Source organism: Micromonospora ferruginea, from assembly GCF_013694245.2.
GTDB lineage: Bacteria > Actinomycetota > Actinomycetes > Mycobacteriales > Micromonosporaceae > Micromonospora > Micromonospora robiginosa.
In genome coordinates this window covers 4,736,876-4,753,158 of sequence record NZ_CP059322.2, presented here as the reverse complement: position 1 = coordinate 4,753,158, position 16,283 = coordinate 4,736,876, and the positions used below count along the sequence as shown (strand labels likewise).

Below are 16,283 nucleotides of genomic sequence, written 5' to 3'. Positions count from 1 at the left end.
GCCCGACCCCGCCGAGGAGCTGACCGTGCAGAAGCCGTTCGACATCCGCCCGTGGCCGCGGGAGCTTCGCCGGTGACCGAGGCCTGGCGACCGGAGGACGAGGACGGGCAGCGGCGCGGGGCCAGCGGTCCGGTCAAGGTGCGGGTGCCCGCCAAGGTCAACCTGCACCTCGGGGTGGGTCCGCTGCGCCGGGACGGCTACCACGAGCTGAACACCGTCTACCACGCGATCTCCATCTACGACGAGCTGACCGCCCGCCGCGGCGACACGCTCGCCCTCACCATGGAGGGCGAGGGCGCCGGCGAGCTGGCCCTCGACGACACCAACCTGGTGCTGCGCGCCGCGCACGCCCTCGCCGGCTACGCCGGTGTCGCCCCGCACGCCCGGCTGCACCTGCGCAAGCAGATCCCGCTCGCCGGCGGGCTGGCCGGCGGCAGCGCCGACGCGGCCGCCGCGCTGGTCGCCTGTGACGCGCTCTGGGGCACCGGCCTGGCCCGCGACGAACTGGCCGACATCGCCGCCGACCTCGGCTCCGACGTGCCGTTCCTGATCCACGGCGGCACCGCGCTCGGCACCGGCCGGGGCGAGGCGGTCAGCCCGGTGCTGGCCCGCCCCACCTCCTGGCACTGGGTGGTGGCGATCGCCGACGGCGGCCTCTCCACCCCGGCCGCCTACCGCGAGCTGGACCGGCTGCGTGACACCGGCGCCGCCGGCGCACCGCTGGGCAGCACCGACGCGCTGCTCGGCGCGCTGCGCCAGCGGGACCCGCGGGTGCTCGCCGCCACGCTCGGCAACGACCTCCAGGACGCCGCGCTGACCATGCGCCCGTCGCTGGCCGACACGCTCAAGGCCGGCGAGGCGGCCGGCGCCCTCGCCGGCATCGTCTCCGGCTCCGGGCCCACCTGCGTGTTCCTCGCCGCCGACGCGGCCGACGCGGAACGGATCGCCGGGGAGCTGACCGCCGCCGGCGTGTGCCGGGAGGCCCGGGTCGCGCACGGGCCGGTGCACGGCGCCCGCATCGTCTGAGGCCCCGTACCCTTGACTCAGGCGTCCCGGCCCCCGGGGCGCCTGAGTCGTGAAAGGTGGGCCTGTGGCCAACATCGTCAACCTGGACCGGGTGTCCAAGGGGTACGGCGCCGCCGGGCCGCTGCTCACCGACGTCTCCCTCGGTCTCGAGGACGCCGACCGGGTCGGTGTGGTCGGCCTCAACGGCGCCGGCAAGTCGACGCTGCTGCGGATGCTCACCCGCACCGAGGAACCCGACGACGGCCGGGTCACCCACCGCCGGGACCTGCGTGTGTCCTGGCTGCCGCAGCGCCTGGACCTGGCCGGAGACCTCACCGTGCGCGACGTGGTGCTCGGCACCGCCTGGCTCGGCGAGAGCATGGGCGCCGAGCACGAGTGGGCCGGCGACGCCGGCGTCCGGGCCATCCTCGACGGCCTCGGCATGCCCCACCTCGGCCTCGACGCCACGGTCGGCACGATGTCCGGCGGGGAACGCCGCCGGGTCGCGCTCGCCGCCCTGCTGGTCCGCGACGCCGACCTGCTGGTCCTCGACGAGCCGACCAACCACCTCGACGTCGGCGGCGTCGACTGGCTGGCCCGGCACCTGGTCACCCGCAAGGGCGCGCTCGTCGTGGTCACCCACGACCGCTGGTTCCTCGACGCGGTCTGCACCGCCACCTGGGAGGTCGCCGACCAGACCGTCCGGGCCTACGAGGGCGGCTTCGCCGCCTGGACGCTGGCCCGCGTCGAGCGGCAGCGGATCGCCGCGGCCACCGAGGCCCGCCGGCAGAACCTGCTCCGCAAGGAGATCGCCTGGCTGCGTCGCGGCCCGCCGGCCCGGACCTCCAAGCCCAAGTTCCGCATCGACGCGGCAAACGCGCTGATCGCCGACGTGCCGGAGCCGCGCGACACCATGTCGCTGCAACGGCTCGCCACCGCCCGGCTCGGCAAGCAGGTGTACGACCTGGAGCACGTCACCCTGCACGCCGGGCCGAAGGAGATCCTGCGCGACACCACCTGGCAGGTCGGCCCCGGCGACCGGGTCGCCGTGCTCGGGCGCAACGGCGCCGGCAAGACCACCCTGCTGCGGCTGCTCGCCGGCGTGACCCGCGCCGACGGCGGGCGCTTCGCCGCCGGGCAGACCGTGCGACCGGCGTTCCTCTCCCAGGAACTCGCCGAGCTTCCCGGTCACCTGCGTGTCCTGGAGGCCGTCGAGGAGGTGGCCCGCCGGGTGCAGTTCGGCGACCGGGAGATCAGCGCCGCCCAGCTCGCCGAGATCTTCGGCTTCGACGACCGGCGGCTCTGGACCCCGGTGAGCGACCTCTCCGGCGGCGAGCGCCGCCGGCTGCAGATGCTGCGGCTGCTCGCCGGCGAGCCCAACGTGCTCCTGCTCGACGAGCCCACCAACGACCTGGACACCGACACCCTCGCCGCGCTGGAGGACCTGCTCGACTCCTGGCCCGGCACCATCGTGGTGGCCAGCCACGACCGCTACCTGATCGAGCGGGTCACCGACGTCGCGTACGGGATGTTCGGCGACGGCCGCCTGGTGCACCTGCCCGGCGGCATCGACGAGTACCTGGCGCGCGCCGCCGCGGCCGGCGGCCCGGCGCCCGCCGACCTCACCCCGGGCACGGCCGCCCCGGCCCGCGACGGCATGTCCGCCGCCGAGGCACGCACCGCGAAGAAGGAACTCAACCGGCTGGAACGGCAGATCGCCAAGCTGGAGCAGAAGGAGGCGAACCTGCACGAGCAGCTCGCCGCCAACGCCACCGACTACGCCCGGGTCGCCGAGCTGGACGCCCAGCTCAAGGAGGTGCGGGCCGAGCGGGACCGCACCGAGGAGACGTGGCTGGCGCTGGCCGAGGAGCTGCCGGGCGGCTGACCGCGGGGGGTGTGCGGCGTCACTGACCGCCGTACGGGACAATCAGCGGTGGAACCCTCATCCGAACGGTCTTGGAGACGCAGAGATGGCCCACACCCCCGTCAACCACCCCGCGCGGCCGATCTTCCGGGCGATCGGCGGGCTCGTTGGTCTTTACTTCGTCGTCTTCGGTGCGCTCGGCGTCATCGCCGCCGCCGGCAACGACTTCTTCGCCCAGGACGAGACGAAGGTCCTCGGCCAGGGCACCAACATGGGCTTCTCGCTCCTGTCGGTGCTGATCGGCGCGGTGATCCTGGCCGGCACCGCGATCGGCCGCAACCTCGACGTGGCGGTCAACCAGTGGTTGGCCTACACCCTGATGGTCATCGGCCTGGCCGCGCTGGCGTTCCTCCAGACCGACGCCAACGTCCTCAACTTCTCGATCATGACGGTGGTCGTGGTCCTGACCCTGTCGCTGGTGCTCCTGGTGGTCGGCATGTACGGCAAGGTCGGCAGCGACGACGAGCACGAGGCCTGGCAGAAGGCCCGCCTGGTGCTCTGATCCCGATCCGTCCCGACGGCCCGGCGCGGTGCGCCGGGCCGTCGGCGTTTCCGGGACGGGAATGGGCGGTCCAGGCGACAATTGCCCCGAATCAGTCAGGCGACTGGAGGGCACCATGGCGCACTTCCCGGTGAACCACCCCGCGCGGCCGCTCTACCGGGTGCTGTCCGGGCTCATCGGCCTCTACATCCTGGTCTTCGGCGTCTACGGCGTGTTCCAGACCTGGGGCGACGGGCTGTTCGGCCGGGACGCCAACTGGGCCCTCGGGTTGCGCACCAACCTGGCCTTCTCGCTGGTCTCGGTGATCTTCGGAGCGGTCCTGATGCTCGGCGCGTCGCGCCGCGACAACCTCGGGCACTACATGAACCTCACCGCCGGCGCGGTCTTCCTGGTCACCGGCATCCTGATGATGTCCGTGCTGCAGACCTCGGCGAACTTCCTCAACTTCTCGATGTCCACCGTCATCGTGTCGATGCTGTTCGGGCTGATCCTGCTCGCCACCGGCCTCTACGACAAGGTCGGGCCGCCCGAGCACGCCGAGGAGGAGCGCCGCCGCCGCTACCATCCGGTCGCCGAGGGCCCTAACCGCTGATCGGGCCCGGCTTCGACTCCAGGTGCGACAGGCCGTTCCAGGCCAGGTTCACCAGGTGCGCCGCCACCGCCTCCTTGCGCGGCTTGCGGACCTCCAGCCACCAACGCCCGGTCAACGCCACCATGCCCACCAGCGCCTGCGAGTAGAGCTCCGCCAGCTTCGGGTCGTAGCCCCGGCTGGAGAACTCGGCGCCGAGGATGTGCTCCACCTGGTGCGCGACGTCGTTCAGCACGCTGCTGAAGTTGCCGGTGGCCGACATCAACGGCGACTCGCGGACCAGCACCCGGAACCCGCTGGTCTCCTCCTCGATGTAGGTCAGCAACGTCAGCGCGGCCTGCTCCAGTAGCTCCCGGGGATGACCGGCGGTCAACGCCGTGGTGATCCGGTCCAGCAGCGAGCGGACCTCGCGGTCCACCACCACCGCGTAGAGCCCCTCCTTGCCGCCGAAGTGCTCGTAGACCACCGGCTTGGAGACCTTGGCCCGCGCCGCCACCTCCTCGATCGAGGTGGCGTCGAACCCGCGCTCGGCGAAGATCTGCCGCGCGATCGAGATCAACTGCTCGCGTCGCTGCGTCGCGGACATCCGGACCCGGGAGGGCTTGGCTGCCGGGACGGCCCGCCGGCGAGCGCGGTCGCTGCCGGGTGCATCGGTCACCCGCCCCATCCTGCCAGGCGCTGCTCGCGTGGGCCGACCGGTCCACGATCTGTCGTACGCGTGTTCTATTTTCAAGCGGTGGTTGATGATCCCCTTGCCGCCGAGGCGCGCCGGCTGCGCGTCGAGGAACAGCTCTCCGTCGCACAGATCCGGGTCCGTCTGGGCATCGGCCGGGATCGGGTGTACGCGTTGCTACGCGGCGTCCCGCCACCGGAATGGACCCGCCGGCCCCGGGCCCGGGACGACGTCCGCGCCGAAGCCCTGCGGCTGCGTGCGGTCGGCCGGTCGGTGAACCAGATCGCGGAGCAGCTCGGCGTGGCGAAGTCGACCGCCTACCAGTGGGTGCGACACCTGCCGCTGGACCCCGACCCGGTGGCGGCCGAGCGGCGGCGCGCGCACTCGAAGGCGATGACGGACGCCCGGTGGGGCGCGTACCGGGAGTCGCGGGACGCGGCGCAGGCCGCCGAGCGAGCCCGGGCCGCCGGTGTGGTGGGTGGCCTCAGCGAACGGGACCTGCTGGTGCTGGGCGCGGCGATCTACTGGTGCGAGGGGGGCAAGTCGAAACCGTGGCGAACGCAGGATCGACTGGAATTCGTCAACAGCGACCCTATCCTGCTCGCCCTGTTTCTGGCGTTCCTGGCCACCTGCGATGTCAACCGGGACACGGCGAACTACCGGCTGCTCATCCACGAGTCGGCCGATGTCAAGGCGGCCGAGCGATGGTGGGCGGAGCGACTGAGGCTTCCGCCGGAGCGTTTCGGGCGAGCGACGCTCAAGCGGCACAACCCGGCGACAGTACGCCGGAACGTCGGCCAGGAATACCGGGGCTGCCTGGTCGTCATCGTTCCTCGAAGCCGCCAGCTCTACTGGCGGATCGAGGGCGTGATTGCGGGAATCAGGGATGCCGTGGAGGGGATGGGGCATGGCTGATCAGACCCCTTCGTCAAGGACGGGCGGGCGGGATGCCGGCCTCAAGGAGGCGGCGGGTCGACTGCGCGATGAGGGACGAACCGTCAACGAGATTGCCGACCGGCTCGGCATCGCCAAGTCGACGGCCTACCGATGGGTCGGACACCTCCCGCTGGACACCTCTGCCGAGGTGGCGGTGCAGCGTCGTCGCGTGGCGGCTGGCCGGCGCGCAACGCGCTGGGCGGAGCGCCGGACGCAGCGCGAGGATGCCGAGCGCGAAGCGCAGCACCGGGCCGCCGAGTGGGTCGGCACGCTCGCACGGCGAGAGCTGCTGCTCGTCGGCGCGGTGCTCTACTGGTGTGAAGGCACGAAGAGCAAGCCCGCCAACCCTCGCTATGACCTGACGTTCACCAATAGTGATGTGCGGTTGGTGGAGCTTTTCGTGCGCTTCGTCGAGGCGACGGGAAGAAGCCGACGACAGCTTCGGTACCGGGTCGCCATCCACGAGAGTGCGGATGCCGAGGCGGCTGGCCGCTGGTGGGCTGGTCAGTTGGGCGTAGAGTTCGCTTCCTTCCAGCGCCCCACCGTGAAAAGACACAACCCCACGACGAAGCGGATCAACGTCGGCGCGGACTACCGAGGTTGCCTCGTCGTGCGCGTACCGCGATCACGCGAACTCTACGTGTGGATGGCGGGCGTGGTGAAGGGTCTGCTCAGTGGCGATGCCCCCACTCCGAGGCTACTTGAGGTGGGCGAGACCGGCTAAGCTGTCACCGTTCCTTCGGCCGTGGTGTAACTGGCAACACCCAAGATTTTGGTTCTTGTGTTTCAGGTTCGAATCCTGGCGGCCGAGCCATTTCCGGGGGTATCGGCGTCCTTCTTGGGGTACGCGGCAACCTGCCAGCCGGTCTGGTTAGCATGACCGCGAGACTGTCGCCGTCCCGACGGGAGCCACGTCGTGTCCCAGCCCCACCTCCGCACCGTTGTCGTGCTCGCCGCCGGTGAGGGCAAGCGGATGAAGTCGTCCCTGCCCAAGGTGCTGCACCCCCTGCTCGGCCGGACCCTGCTCGGTCACGTCCTGGCCGCCGCCGAGCCGCTGGGCGCGGACCGCACGGTGGTCGTGGTCGGCCACGGCGCCGACCAGGTCCGGGCGCACCTGACCGAGGTCGCCCCGGCCGCCACGCCGGTGCTCCAGGAGCGCCAGCTCGGCACCGGGCACGCGGTGCGCATGGCGCTGGACGCGGTGCCGGACGCCACCGGCACGGTCGTGGTGATCAACGGCGACGTGCCGCTGCTGCGGCCGGAGACGGTGGTGGCCCTGGTCGAGGCGCACGAGGAGGCCGCTGCGGCGGCGACCGTGCTGGCCGCCGAGGTGCCGGACCCGACCGGCCTGGGCCGGATCGTGCGGGACGTGCAGGGCCGGCTGGAGCACATCGTCGAGGAGCGCGACGCCACGCCGCAGCAGCGCGCGCTGCGGGAGATCAACGCCGGCATCTACGCGTTCGACGTGGCCCGGCTGCGCGAGGCGCTGGGCAAGCTCTCCACCGACAACGACCAGGGCGAGGAATACCTGACCGACGTCTTCGCGCTGCTGCGCGACGCGGGTGAGCCGGTCGCGGTGCACGTCGCGGCCGACCACGTGGAGACGCTCGGCTGCAACGACCGGGTGGAGCTGGCCGGGCTGCGCCGGCTGCTGCGTGACCGGGTCAACGAGGGCTGGATGCGCACCGGGGTGAGCATCCTCGACCCGCACACCACCTGGATCGACGTGACGGTGACCGTGGAGCGCGACGCCGTGCTCGACCAGAACACCCAGTTGCAGGGCGCGACCACGGTCGGCGCGGGCGCGCTGGTCGGCCCGGACACCACGCTCGTCGACACCGTGGTGGGCGAGGGCGCGAGCGTGGTGCGCAGCCACGCGGTGGGCGCCGAGGTCGGCCCGCAGGCCAGCGTCGGCCCGTACGCGTACCTGCGGCCGGAGTCGCGGCTGGCCCGCAAGGCGAAGGTCGGCACGTTCGTGGAGACCAAGAAGGCGTCGATCGGTGAGGGCTCGAAGGTGCCGCACCTGTCGTACGTGGGGGACGCGACGATCGGCGACCACAGCAACATCGGTGCGGCGACGGTCTTCGTCAACTACGACGGGGTGCGCAAGCACCACACCACCATCGGCAGTCACGCGCGCACCGGGGCGGACAACATGTTCGTGGCGCCGGTGCGGGTGGGCGACGGCGCGTACACCGCGGCCGGTTCGGTGATCGTCGGGGACGTGCCGGCGGGCGCGATGGCGGTGGCGCGGGGCCAGCAGCGCAACGTGGAGGGCTGGGTGCTGCGCAAGCGGGCCGGCACGGCGGCCGCGGAGGCGGCGCGGCAGGCCGGCGAGGGTGCGTCGGAGCCGGGTGGGTCCGCAAGCGAAGGTGACTGAATCCACGGGGACGGCCGGGCCATGGGTGGACCGGTGAACCGGGGGGATACTGCAACCGAACAGTCCCCGGCCCCACCTCCGCCGGGCACCACCGACACACGGGAGCAGACGGGCCCATGGGCAGCATCGTCGCCGAGAACCGCAAGAGCCTGATGCTCTTCTCCGGGAGGGGTTTTCCGGAGCTGGCCAAGGAGATCGGTGAGGTGCTCGGCGTCGCGCCGACGCCCGCCGACGCCTACGAGTTCGCCAACGGTGAGATCTTCGTACGGTTCAAGGACTCGGTGCGTGGTTCGGACGCCTTCGTGGTGCAGTCCGTGACGCACGGGGTGAACACCTGGGTCATGGAGACCCTGATCATGGTGGACGCGCTGAAGCGCGGTTCGGCCAAGCGGATCACCGTGGTCCTGCCGTTCTACCCCTACTCGCGGCAGGACAAGAAGCACCGCGGTCGGGAGCCGATCTCGGCGCGGCTGGTGGCCGACCTGCTGAAGACCGCGGGCGCGAACCGGATCCTCACCGTCGACCTGCACACCGCGCAGATCCAGGGCTTCTTCGACGGGCCGGTGGACCACCTGTTCGCGATGGACGTGCTGGCCGAGTACGTCGAGCACAAGTACGCGGGCCGGCCGATGACGGTGGTGGCGCCGGACTCGGGTCGGGTGCGGGTGGCCGAGCGGTGGACGGACCGGCTGGGCGGCTGCCCGCTGGCGTTCATCCACAAGACGCGGGACCCGATGAAGCCGAACCAGGTGGTGGCGAACCGCGTGGTCGGTGAGGTCGAGGGCCGGGTGTGCCTGATCGTGGACGACATGATCGACACCGGTGGCACGATCTCCAAGGCGGCCGACATCCTGAAGGAGTCGGGGGCGGCGGAGATCGTGGTGGCGTCGACCCACGCGCTGCTGTCCGACCCGGCGACGGAGCGGCTGAAGAACAGCCCGATCAGCGAGGTCGTGGTGACCAACACGTTGCCGCTGCCGCCGGAGAAGCAGCTCGACAAGCTGACCGTGCTGTCGATCGCGCCGCTGCTGGCGCGGGCGATCCGGGAGGTCTTCGACGACGGCTCGGTGACCACCCTGTTCGGTGGCCTGAGCTGAGGTGACGGGCCCGGCCGCCGGCGTCGTCCGGCGGCCGGACCGTTGCCCTGCGGGCCGGTCGGGACCGTGATACGGGGACTGCCGGAGAGCGGGGAAATCGCTCGGGTAGACTGGTGCGGTTGCCACGGCGAGGGTGCCCGGCGGGCTGCTGAATAGCACCGCACGGAGGCGCCGTCATCGACGCGGTGCTCCGGGCGGTCGTTCATGACCTTGAGCCCCAGCGAGCCCCTCGCCCAGCACCGCCAGACGACAAGCCGCCGCAGCGAAGCATCAGGAGTTTCCCCGTGTCCGAGGTAAAGATCAGCGCCGAGCCCCGTACCGAGTTCGGCAAGGGTGGTGCCCGTCGTACCCGCCGGGCCGGCAAGGTGCCCGCCGTGCTGTACGGCCACGGCGAGAAGCCCAAGCACATCGCGCTTCCGGCGCGGGAGTTCGCCGCCGCGATCCGCAAGGGCGGCGCCAACCAGCTCTTCGCGATCGAGGTCAGCGACGGCACCCAGGTGCTGGCGCTGCCGAAGGCGATCCAGCGTGACCCGATCAGGGACAGCTTCGAGCACGTGGACCTGCTGCTGGTCCGCCGTGGCGAGAAGGTCACCGTCGAGGTCCCGGTCCAGCTGACCGGTGAGGCCGCGAAGGACACCCTGATCGTGCACGACCACGACACGCTGTCGGTGACCGCCGACGCGACCAAGGTGCCGGACCACCTGGAGGCGTCGATCGAGGGCGCCGAGCCGGGCACCACGATCACCGCCGCCGACGTGGAGCTGCCGTCCGGCGTCGAGCTGGCCACCGACGAGGAGACCGCTGTCGCCTCGGTGACCGCCGCTCCGACCGCCGAGCAGCTCGAGGCCACCCTCCCCGAGGTCGAGGAGGCCACCGAGGAGGCCGAGGCCGAGGCCGGCGAGGAGACCGCCGAGTCTCCGGAGGGCGCTCCGGCCGAGGGCGAGACCGCCGAGGCCGAGACGAAGACCGAGGCCTGATCGGCCCGCAGGCTGTGCGACAGGCGTCCCCGGGTCCGGGGGCGCCTGTCGGCGTATCGGAGCGGGGCGTCGGGTGAGCGAGCGGGAAGGGGTGTCTCAGGTGACGGACGAGGCGGGGCCGTGGCTGGTGGTCGGCCTGGGCAACCCCGGTCGGGAGTACGCGAACAACCGGCACAACGTCGGGTTCATGGTGGCCGACCTGCTGGCCGCTCGGGTGGGCGCGAGGTTCGGCCGGCACAGGCGGGCGGTGGCCGAGGCCGCCGAGGGGCGGCTGGGGTTCGGCGGCCCGAAGTTGGTGCTGCTGAAGCCGCTGACCTACATGAACCTCTCCGGTGGCCCGGTGGCGGGGCTGGCCCAGTTCCACAAGATCCCGCCGGCCCGGGTGATCGCGGTGCACGACGAGCTGGACATCGACTACGGCCAGGTGCGGGTGAAGTTCGGCGGCGGTGAGGGCGGGCACAACGGCCTGCGGTCGATGTCGAAGTCGCTGGGCACGAAGGACTACGCGCGGGTGCGGTTCGGCGTCGGCCGGCCGCCGGGCCGGCAGGACCCGGCTGACTTCGTACTCTCGGATTTCTCCGCCGCGGAGCGCAAGGAGCTGGAGTTCCTGGTCGACCGCGCGGCGGACGTGGTGGAGTCGGTGGTCACCAAGGGTGTGGAGCCGACGCAGAACCTGTACCACGGGGCTTGACCGGCGCGCCCGGGGCCGACCGGTAGTCTGCGCCTTTCGGCGTGGGCGAAGGCGGGCGACGGGAGCGGTGGCACGATGGGCAGTCCTCCGATGATCGACGGCGCGTTCGCCCGCTGGCTGGCGTCGCGGGCCGGGCAGGCGCTGACGGACCTGCGCGCGGAGATGGGCTTCGCGGACGCCGGGGCGTTGCGGTCGGCCGGGGACAAGGTCTCGCACGACCTGATCCGGACCGAGCTGGCCCGGTGGCGTCCGGCGGACGCGGTCCTGTCGGAGGAGGATGAGGGTTCGCGGCTGGCCTGGACGGCGGAGGTGACCAGCGAGGCGATGCCCCGGCTGACCGCCGACCGGGTGTGGATCGTCGACCCGCTGGACGGCACCCGGGAGTACGCCGAGGAGGGGCGCGCGGACTGGGCGGTGCACGTGGCGCTCTGGTCGCGCAACGCGCCGACGCCGCACGGCCTGGTGGCGGGCGCGGTGGGTCTGCCGGCGCAGCACCGGGTGCTGGGCACCGACTATCCGCCGGCGTACCCGCCGATGCGGGTGGAGGCGGCCACGGCGGCTGGGGCGCGGACCATCCGGTTGGCGGCGAGTCGTAGCCGTCCGCCGGTTTTCCTGACCGATCTGGCGGCGGATGTCGGCGCTCATCTGGTTCCGATGGGCTCGGCGGGCGCGAAGATCGCCGCCGTGGTCACCGGCGAGGTCGACGCGTACATCCACGCCGGCGGGCAGTACGAGTGGGATTCGGCCGCTCCGGTGGCTGTGGCGACGGCCACCGGCCTGCACGCTTCCCGGATCGACGGTTCTGCGCTGAAATACAACGAGGCCGACCCGCGTCTACCGGATCTGCTGGTCTGCCGCAAGGATCTCGCGAGTCGGTTGCTTGCAGCGTTGCAGCGGCACTCCGGGTAACCTGAGCGTTCTTCTTCACGAGTCCGACCGGAAAGGTCTGGAATCCGATGTGCGGATCCGAGCAAATCGAGTTCGTGTCATGACGTCCCCCGCCGCTTACCAGGTGTCGCACCTCGACGCGCTCGAGGCGGAGAGCATCTTCGTGATGCGCGAGGTCGTCGCCGAGATGGAGCGGCCGGTGCTGCTCTTCTCCGGCGGCAAGGACTCGATCGTGATGCTCCGGTTGGCGCAGAAGGCGTTCGCGCCCGCCAACATCCCGTTCCCGGTGATGCATGTGGACACCGGGCACAACTTCCCCGAGGTGCTCGACTACCGCGACCAGCGGGTGTCCGAGCTGGGCCTGCAGCTCATCGTGGCGAGCGTCCCGGAGGCCCTGACCAAGGGCATGGTCCGGGAGGCGGCGGACGGCACGCGCAACCGGATCCAGACGCCGGTGCTGCTCGACGCGGTGGAGAAGCACCGCTTCGACGCGCTGTTCGGCGGCGCCCGGCGGGACGAGGAGAAGGCCCGGGCCAAGGAGCGGGTGTTCAGCTTCCGCGACGAGTTCGGCCAGTGGGACCCGAAGAACCAGCGTCCGGAGCTGTGGTCGCTCTACAACGGCCGGCACCACCCGGGCGAGTCGATCCGGGTGTTCCCGCTGTCCAACTGGACCGAGCTGGACGTGTGGCACTACATCGCCCGGGAGCGGATCCCGCTGCCGTCGATCTACTTCGCGCACGAGCGCGAGGTGATCGAGCGCGACGGCATGTTCTACGCGGTCAACGAGTTCTTCCGGGCCCGCGCCGGCGAGCAGCCGTTCAAGGCCCAGGTCCGTTACCGGACCGTGGGTGACGCCTCCTGCACCGCGGCGGTCCGCTCGGACGCCGACACGGTGGAGAAGGTGATCGAGGAGGTGGCCGCCACCCGGATCACCGAGCGCGGCGCGACCCGCGGCGACGACCGGGTCAGCGAGGCCGCCATGGAGGACCGCAAGCGGGAGGGCTACTTCTGATGAGTGTCGACACCCTGGCCCCGGCCGACGGCGAGACCACCGTACGGCCGATGGACCTGCTGCGGTTCGCCACCGCCGGCAGCGTCGACGACGGCAAGTCGACCCTGATCGGTCGGCTGCTCTACGACACCAAGTCGCTCTTCAGCGACCAGCTCGCCGCCGTCGAGGCGGTCAGCGCGGCGCGCGGCGACGAATACACCAACCTGGCGCTGCTCACCGACGGCCTGCGGGCCGAGCGGGAGCAGGGCATCACCATCGACGTGGCGTACCGCTACTTCGCCACGCCGCGGCGCAAGTTCATCATCGCCGACACCCCGGGGCACATCCAGTACACCCGGAACATGGTCACCGGGGCCTCCACGGCCGACCTGGCGCTGATCCTGGTGGACGCGCGCAAGGGCCTGGTGGAGCAGTCCCGCCGGCACGCGTTCCTCTGCTCGCTGCTGCGGGTGCCGCACCTGGTGCTGTGCGTCAACAAGATGGACCTGGTCGACTGGTCGCAGGAGGTCTACGAGCGGATCGCCGACGAGTTCACCGCGTTCGCCGCGAAGCTCGACGTGCCGGACCTGACCGTGGTGCCGGTCTCCGCGCTGCAGGGCGACAACATCGTCTCCCGCTCGGAGAACATGCCCTGGTACGAGGGCCCGTCGCTGCTGCACCACCTGGAGCGGGTGCACATCGCCTCCGACCGCAACCTGGTCGACGTCCGCTTCCCGGTGCAGTACGTGATCCGGCCGCAGTCCACCACCGTCACCGACTACCGGGGTTACGCCGGCCAGGTGGCGTCGGGCGTGCTCAAGCCGGGCGACGAGGTGATGGTGCTGCCGTCCGGCTTCACCAGCCGGATCGCCTCGGTGGAGACGGCCGACGGCCCGGTGGACGAGGCGTTCCCGCCGATGTCGGTGACGGTCCGGCTGACCGACGAGATCGACATCTCGCGCGGCGACCTGATCTGCCGGCCGAACAACGCCCCGATGGTCGCGCAGGACATCGAGGCGATGGTCTGCTGGATGGACGAGAGCCGGCCGCTCCAGGTCGGCGGCAGGTACGCGATCAAGCACACCACCAGGTCGGCGCGGACGATCGTGCGCGAGCTGCACTACCGGTTGGACATCAACTCGTTGCACCGGGACGAGTCGGCCGGCGAGTTGAAGCTCAACGAGATCGGCCGGGTACGGCTGCGGACCACCGTGCCGCTGCTCGCCGACGAGTACCGCCGTAACCGCACCACCGGCGGCTTCGTGATCATCGACGAGGCGACCAACCGGACGGTCGGCGCCGGGATGATCGTCGAGGCCGGCTGAGCTTCTCTGTAAGGCGGGGGCCCTTCTTAACACACGTGTGTTAAGAAGGGCCCCCGCCTTACACCCGGGCGACGCCGCCGGCGGGGAGCACCGTGAGCGTGCCGGGGGCGGCGAAGCCGCGCTCGGCGTACGCGGCCGTGACGGCGGACGCCACCGGATCGGCGGCGGAGGCGTCGACCAGGGCGAGCACGCAGCCGCCGAAGCCACCGCCGGTCATCCGCGCGCCGTACGCCCCGGCGGCCAGCGCCGCCTCGACCGCGATGTCGATCTCCGGCACGGTGATCTCGAAGTCGTCGCGCATCGAGGCGTGCGAGGCGGTCAGCAGCGGGCCGGCGTCGCGGACCCGGTCGGCGCGCAGCAACGCGACGGTGTCGAGCACCCGCTGGTTCTCGGTGACCACGTGCCGGACCCGGCGGCGGGTCTCGTCGTCGGCCAGGCGGTCCAGCGCCGCGTCGAGGTCGGCGGTGGACACGTCGCGCAGGGCGGTCACGCCGAGCGTCGCGGCGGCCTGTTCGCAGCTCCTGCGCCGGGCCGCGTACTCGCCGTCGGCGTGCCGGTGCGGCGCGCGCGAGTCGACGACCAGCACGGCCAGCCCGGCGGCGTCGAGGTCGAACGGGATCTGCTCGACCTCCTCGGTGCGGCAGTCGAGAAAGAGCGCGTGCCCCGCCCGCCCCCGGACGACCGCGGACTGGTCCATGATCCCGGTGGGCGCGCCGACGTAGTCGTTCTCGGCGCGCTGGGCGAGCCGGGGCCACCGGTCGGTGGGCAGGTCGAGGTCGCCGAGGTCGACGAGCGCGGCCAGCACCGCCGCCTCGATGGCCGCCGACGAGGAGAGGCCGGAGCCGACCGGCACGTCGGAGGCGATCGCGAGCCGGGCGCCGGGGACGTCGAGGCCGGCGGCGCGCAGCGCCCACACCACGCCGGCCACGTAGGCGGCCCAGCCGTCGACCCGGCCGGGCTCGTCGGCCGCCGCGGCGTCGAACTCCACCGGCTCGTCGTCCAGCTCCGAGAGGACCGTCCAGCGCCCGTCCGGCCCCGGCGCCGCAGCGACCACGGTACGCAGGGGGAGCGCGAAGGGCAGCACGAAGCCGTCGTTGTAGTCGGTGTGCTCGCCGATCAGGTTGACCCGTCCGGGAGCCGCCCAGCGGCCGTCCGGCTCGGTGCCGTACCGCTGCCGGAAGCCGGCGGCGGCGCGGTCCGCGACGTCGCTCACCGCGCCGCCTTTCGTTCCCGACTGCGGGGCTCGCAACCCCGGCTCGCTCCTCGCGCTCACGAGGTCTGCCCGGCGATGTGCTCGCGGTAGAACGCCCAGGCGTCGCCGACCATGTCGTGCAGGGTCGGCTTCGCCGGCACCCAGCCCAGCTCGTCGCGGGCCAGGGCGGACGACGCGACCAGCTCGGCGGGGTCGCCCTCGCGGCGCGGCGCCACCTCGACCGGCACCGGGTGGCCGGTGACCTCACGGACCACCTCGACCACCTGGCGGTTGGTGAAGCCGTTGCCGTTGCCCAGGTTGTAGATCCGGTGCCGGCCCGGCGTGGCCGCGTCGAGAGCGAGCAGGTGGGCGCGGGCCAGGTCCTCGACGTGGATGTAGTCGCGGACGCAGGTGCCGTCGACGGTGGGGTAGTCGTCGCCGAAGAGCTGGAGCTTCTCGCGCCGGCCGGCGGCCACGTCGAGCGCGATCGGGATGAGGTGCGTCTCCGGGTCGTGCCGCTCGCCGATGGCCGCGCCGTCGTGCCGGTAGGCCCCCGCGACGTTGAAGTAGCGCAGCGAGACGGCGCCCAGCTCGTGCGCGATGGCCTCGGACGTGAGCGCCATGTCGACGGCCAGCTTGGTCGCCCCGTAGGTGCTGGTGGGGGCCTTGACGGCGGTTTCCGGGATGGGCAGCTCGGTGGGGTTGCCGTAGACGGCGGCGGTGGAGGAGAAGACCATTCGCGGGACCCGGGCGGCGCGGACCGCGTCGATCAGGGCGAGCGAGCCGACGGTGTTGGTGTGCCAGTAGAGCTCGGGGTGGGTCATCGACTCGCCGGCGGCGATCAGGGCGGCGAAGTGCAGCACGCCGTCGAACCCGGCGTCGGGGGTGAGCACCCGGGCCGCCTCGTGCACCGGCAGGTCGACGTGGGTGGCGTCGGGGGCGAGCGCCTCGCGGTGCCCGGTACGCAGGTCGTCCAGCACGGTCACCTGGTGGCCGTGGTCGAGCAGCATCCGGGTCACCACGCTGCCGATGTAGCCGGCGCCGCCGGTGACGAGCAGTTTCACGTCGGTCCTCCTGCCTGGCCGCGTCCGTGTCGGCCGTTCGCGATCACCC

The 16,283-nt window shown here is 72.0% G+C and carries 15 protein-coding genes, 1 tRNA gene and 1 pseudogene; 14 read left to right on the top strand and 3 right to left on the bottom strand.

Annotated elements, in window-relative coordinates; genetic code table 11:
• Nucleotides 1–72 precede the first annotated feature (72 nt).
• From H1D33_RS20680 to H1D33_RS20665, 4 genes are all read left to right on the top strand, one after another.
• Nucleotides 73–1,026 (top strand): 4-(cytidine 5'-diphospho)-2-C-methyl-D-erythritol kinase, encoded by a 954-nt coding sequence (locus H1D33_RS20680; protein WP_181571576.1) that lies wholly within the window; start codon nt 73–75, stop codon nt 1,024–1,026.
• Between the two features lie 64 nt (nt 1,027–1,090).
• Nucleotides 1,091–2,890 (top strand): ABC-F family ATP-binding cassette domain-containing protein, encoded by a 1,800-nt coding sequence (locus H1D33_RS20675; protein ID WP_181571577.1) that lies wholly within the window; start codon nt 1,091–1,093, stop codon nt 2,888–2,890.
• A gap of 85 nt (nt 2,891–2,975) precedes the next feature.
• Nucleotides 2,976–3,431: a DUF4383 domain-containing protein gene (locus tag H1D33_RS20670; RefSeq protein ID WP_181571578.1), complete on the top strand. Its 456-nt coding sequence runs from the start codon at nt 2,976–2,978 to the stop codon at nt 3,429–3,431.
• Between the two features lie 115 nt (nt 3,432–3,546).
• Entirely contained in the window at nt 3,547–4,023 is a 477-nt protein-coding gene (locus H1D33_RS20665; protein WP_181571579.1) for a DUF4383 domain-containing protein, read from the top strand.
• On the opposite strand, the gene H1D33_RS20660 is transcribed toward H1D33_RS20665, so the two are convergent.
• Complete coding sequence (locus H1D33_RS20660; protein WP_181571580.1) at nt 4,013–4,678, bottom strand: TetR/AcrR family transcriptional regulator; 666 nt, start codon at nt 4,676–4,678, stop codon at nt 4,013–4,015. The genes H1D33_RS20665 and H1D33_RS20660 overlap by 11 nt on opposite strands.
• 78 nt (nt 4,679–4,756) lie before the next feature.
• Here H1D33_RS20660 and H1D33_RS20655 point away from each other — a divergent pair, with 78 nt between their 5' ends.
• The 10 genes and pseudogenes from H1D33_RS20655 to H1D33_RS20610 all read left to right on the top strand — a co-directional run bounded on the left by H1D33_RS20655 (nt 4,757) and on the right by H1D33_RS20610 (nt 13,978).
• Nucleotides 4,757–5,608: a helix-turn-helix domain-containing protein gene (locus H1D33_RS20655; RefSeq protein WP_181571581.1), complete on the top strand. Its 852-nt coding sequence runs from the start codon at nt 4,757–4,759 to the stop codon at nt 5,606–5,608.
• On the top strand, nt 5,601–6,353 hold the full coding sequence (locus H1D33_RS20650; RefSeq protein WP_181571582.1) for a helix-turn-helix domain-containing protein: 753 nt from the start codon (nt 5,601–5,603) through the stop codon (nt 6,351–6,353). Before H1D33_RS20655 ends, H1D33_RS20650 begins: the two co-directional genes overlap by 8 nt.
• 15 nt (nt 6,354–6,368) lie before the next feature.
• Nucleotides 6,369–6,443 (top strand) — tRNA-Gln (locus H1D33_RS20645).
• Nucleotides 6,444–6,545: 102 nt separating this feature from the next.
• Nucleotides 6,546–8,069, top strand: a pseudogene (glmU, locus tag H1D33_RS20640) (bifunctional UDP-N-acetylglucosamine diphosphorylase/glucosamine-1-phosphate N-acetyltransferase GlmU); the annotation flags it as partial.
• A 56-nt stretch (nt 8,070–8,125) separates the two neighbouring features.
• The gene (locus tag H1D33_RS20635; protein ID WP_181571583.1) at nt 8,126–9,106 is read left to right on the top strand and encodes a ribose-phosphate diphosphokinase; all 981 of its coding nucleotides are present in this window, start codon (nt 8,126–8,128) and stop codon (nt 9,104–9,106) included.
• 284 nt (nt 9,107–9,390) lie between these two features.
• Nucleotides 9,391–10,083, top strand: a complete 693-nt coding sequence (locus H1D33_RS20630; protein ID WP_181571584.1) for a 50S ribosomal protein L25/general stress protein Ctc — start codon at nt 9,391–9,393, stop codon at nt 10,081–10,083.
• 100 nt (nt 10,084–10,183) lie between these two features.
• Nucleotides 10,184–10,774 (top strand): aminoacyl-tRNA hydrolase, encoded by a 591-nt coding sequence (gene pth, locus H1D33_RS20625; RefSeq protein WP_181571585.1) that lies wholly within the window; start codon nt 10,184–10,186, stop codon nt 10,772–10,774.
• A gap of 75 nt (nt 10,775–10,849) precedes the next feature.
• Complete coding sequence (locus H1D33_RS20620; RefSeq protein ID WP_181571586.1) at nt 10,850–11,683, top strand: inositol monophosphatase family protein; 834 nt, start codon at nt 10,850–10,852, stop codon at nt 11,681–11,683.
• Nucleotides 11,684–11,762: 79 nt separating this feature from the next.
• Nucleotides 11,763–12,674, top strand: a complete 912-nt coding sequence (gene cysD / locus H1D33_RS20615) for a sulfate adenylyltransferase subunit CysD (RefSeq protein ID WP_181571587.1) — start codon at nt 11,763–11,765, stop codon at nt 12,672–12,674.
• Nucleotides 12,674–13,978: a sulfate adenylyltransferase subunit 1 gene (locus tag H1D33_RS20610; protein ID WP_181571588.1), complete on the top strand. Its 1,305-nt coding sequence runs from the start codon at nt 12,674–12,676 to the stop codon at nt 13,976–13,978. The genes cysD and H1D33_RS20610 overlap by 1 nt, the downstream gene beginning before the upstream one ends.
• Nucleotides 13,979–14,036: 58 nt before the next feature.
• On the opposite strand, the gene galK is transcribed toward H1D33_RS20610, so the two are convergent.
• Together galK and galE are read right to left on the bottom strand one after the other, a co-directional pair.
• Complete coding sequence (gene galK, locus H1D33_RS20605) at nt 14,037–15,191, bottom strand: galactokinase (RefSeq protein ID WP_181571589.1); 1,155 nt, start codon at nt 15,189–15,191, stop codon at nt 14,037–14,039.
• 56 nt (nt 15,192–15,247) lie between these two features.
• On the bottom strand, nt 15,248–16,234 hold the full coding sequence (gene galE, locus H1D33_RS20600) for a UDP-glucose 4-epimerase GalE (protein ID WP_181571590.1): 987 nt from the start codon (nt 16,232–16,234) through the stop codon (nt 15,248–15,250).
• Nucleotides 16,235–16,283 lie beyond the last annotated feature (49 nt).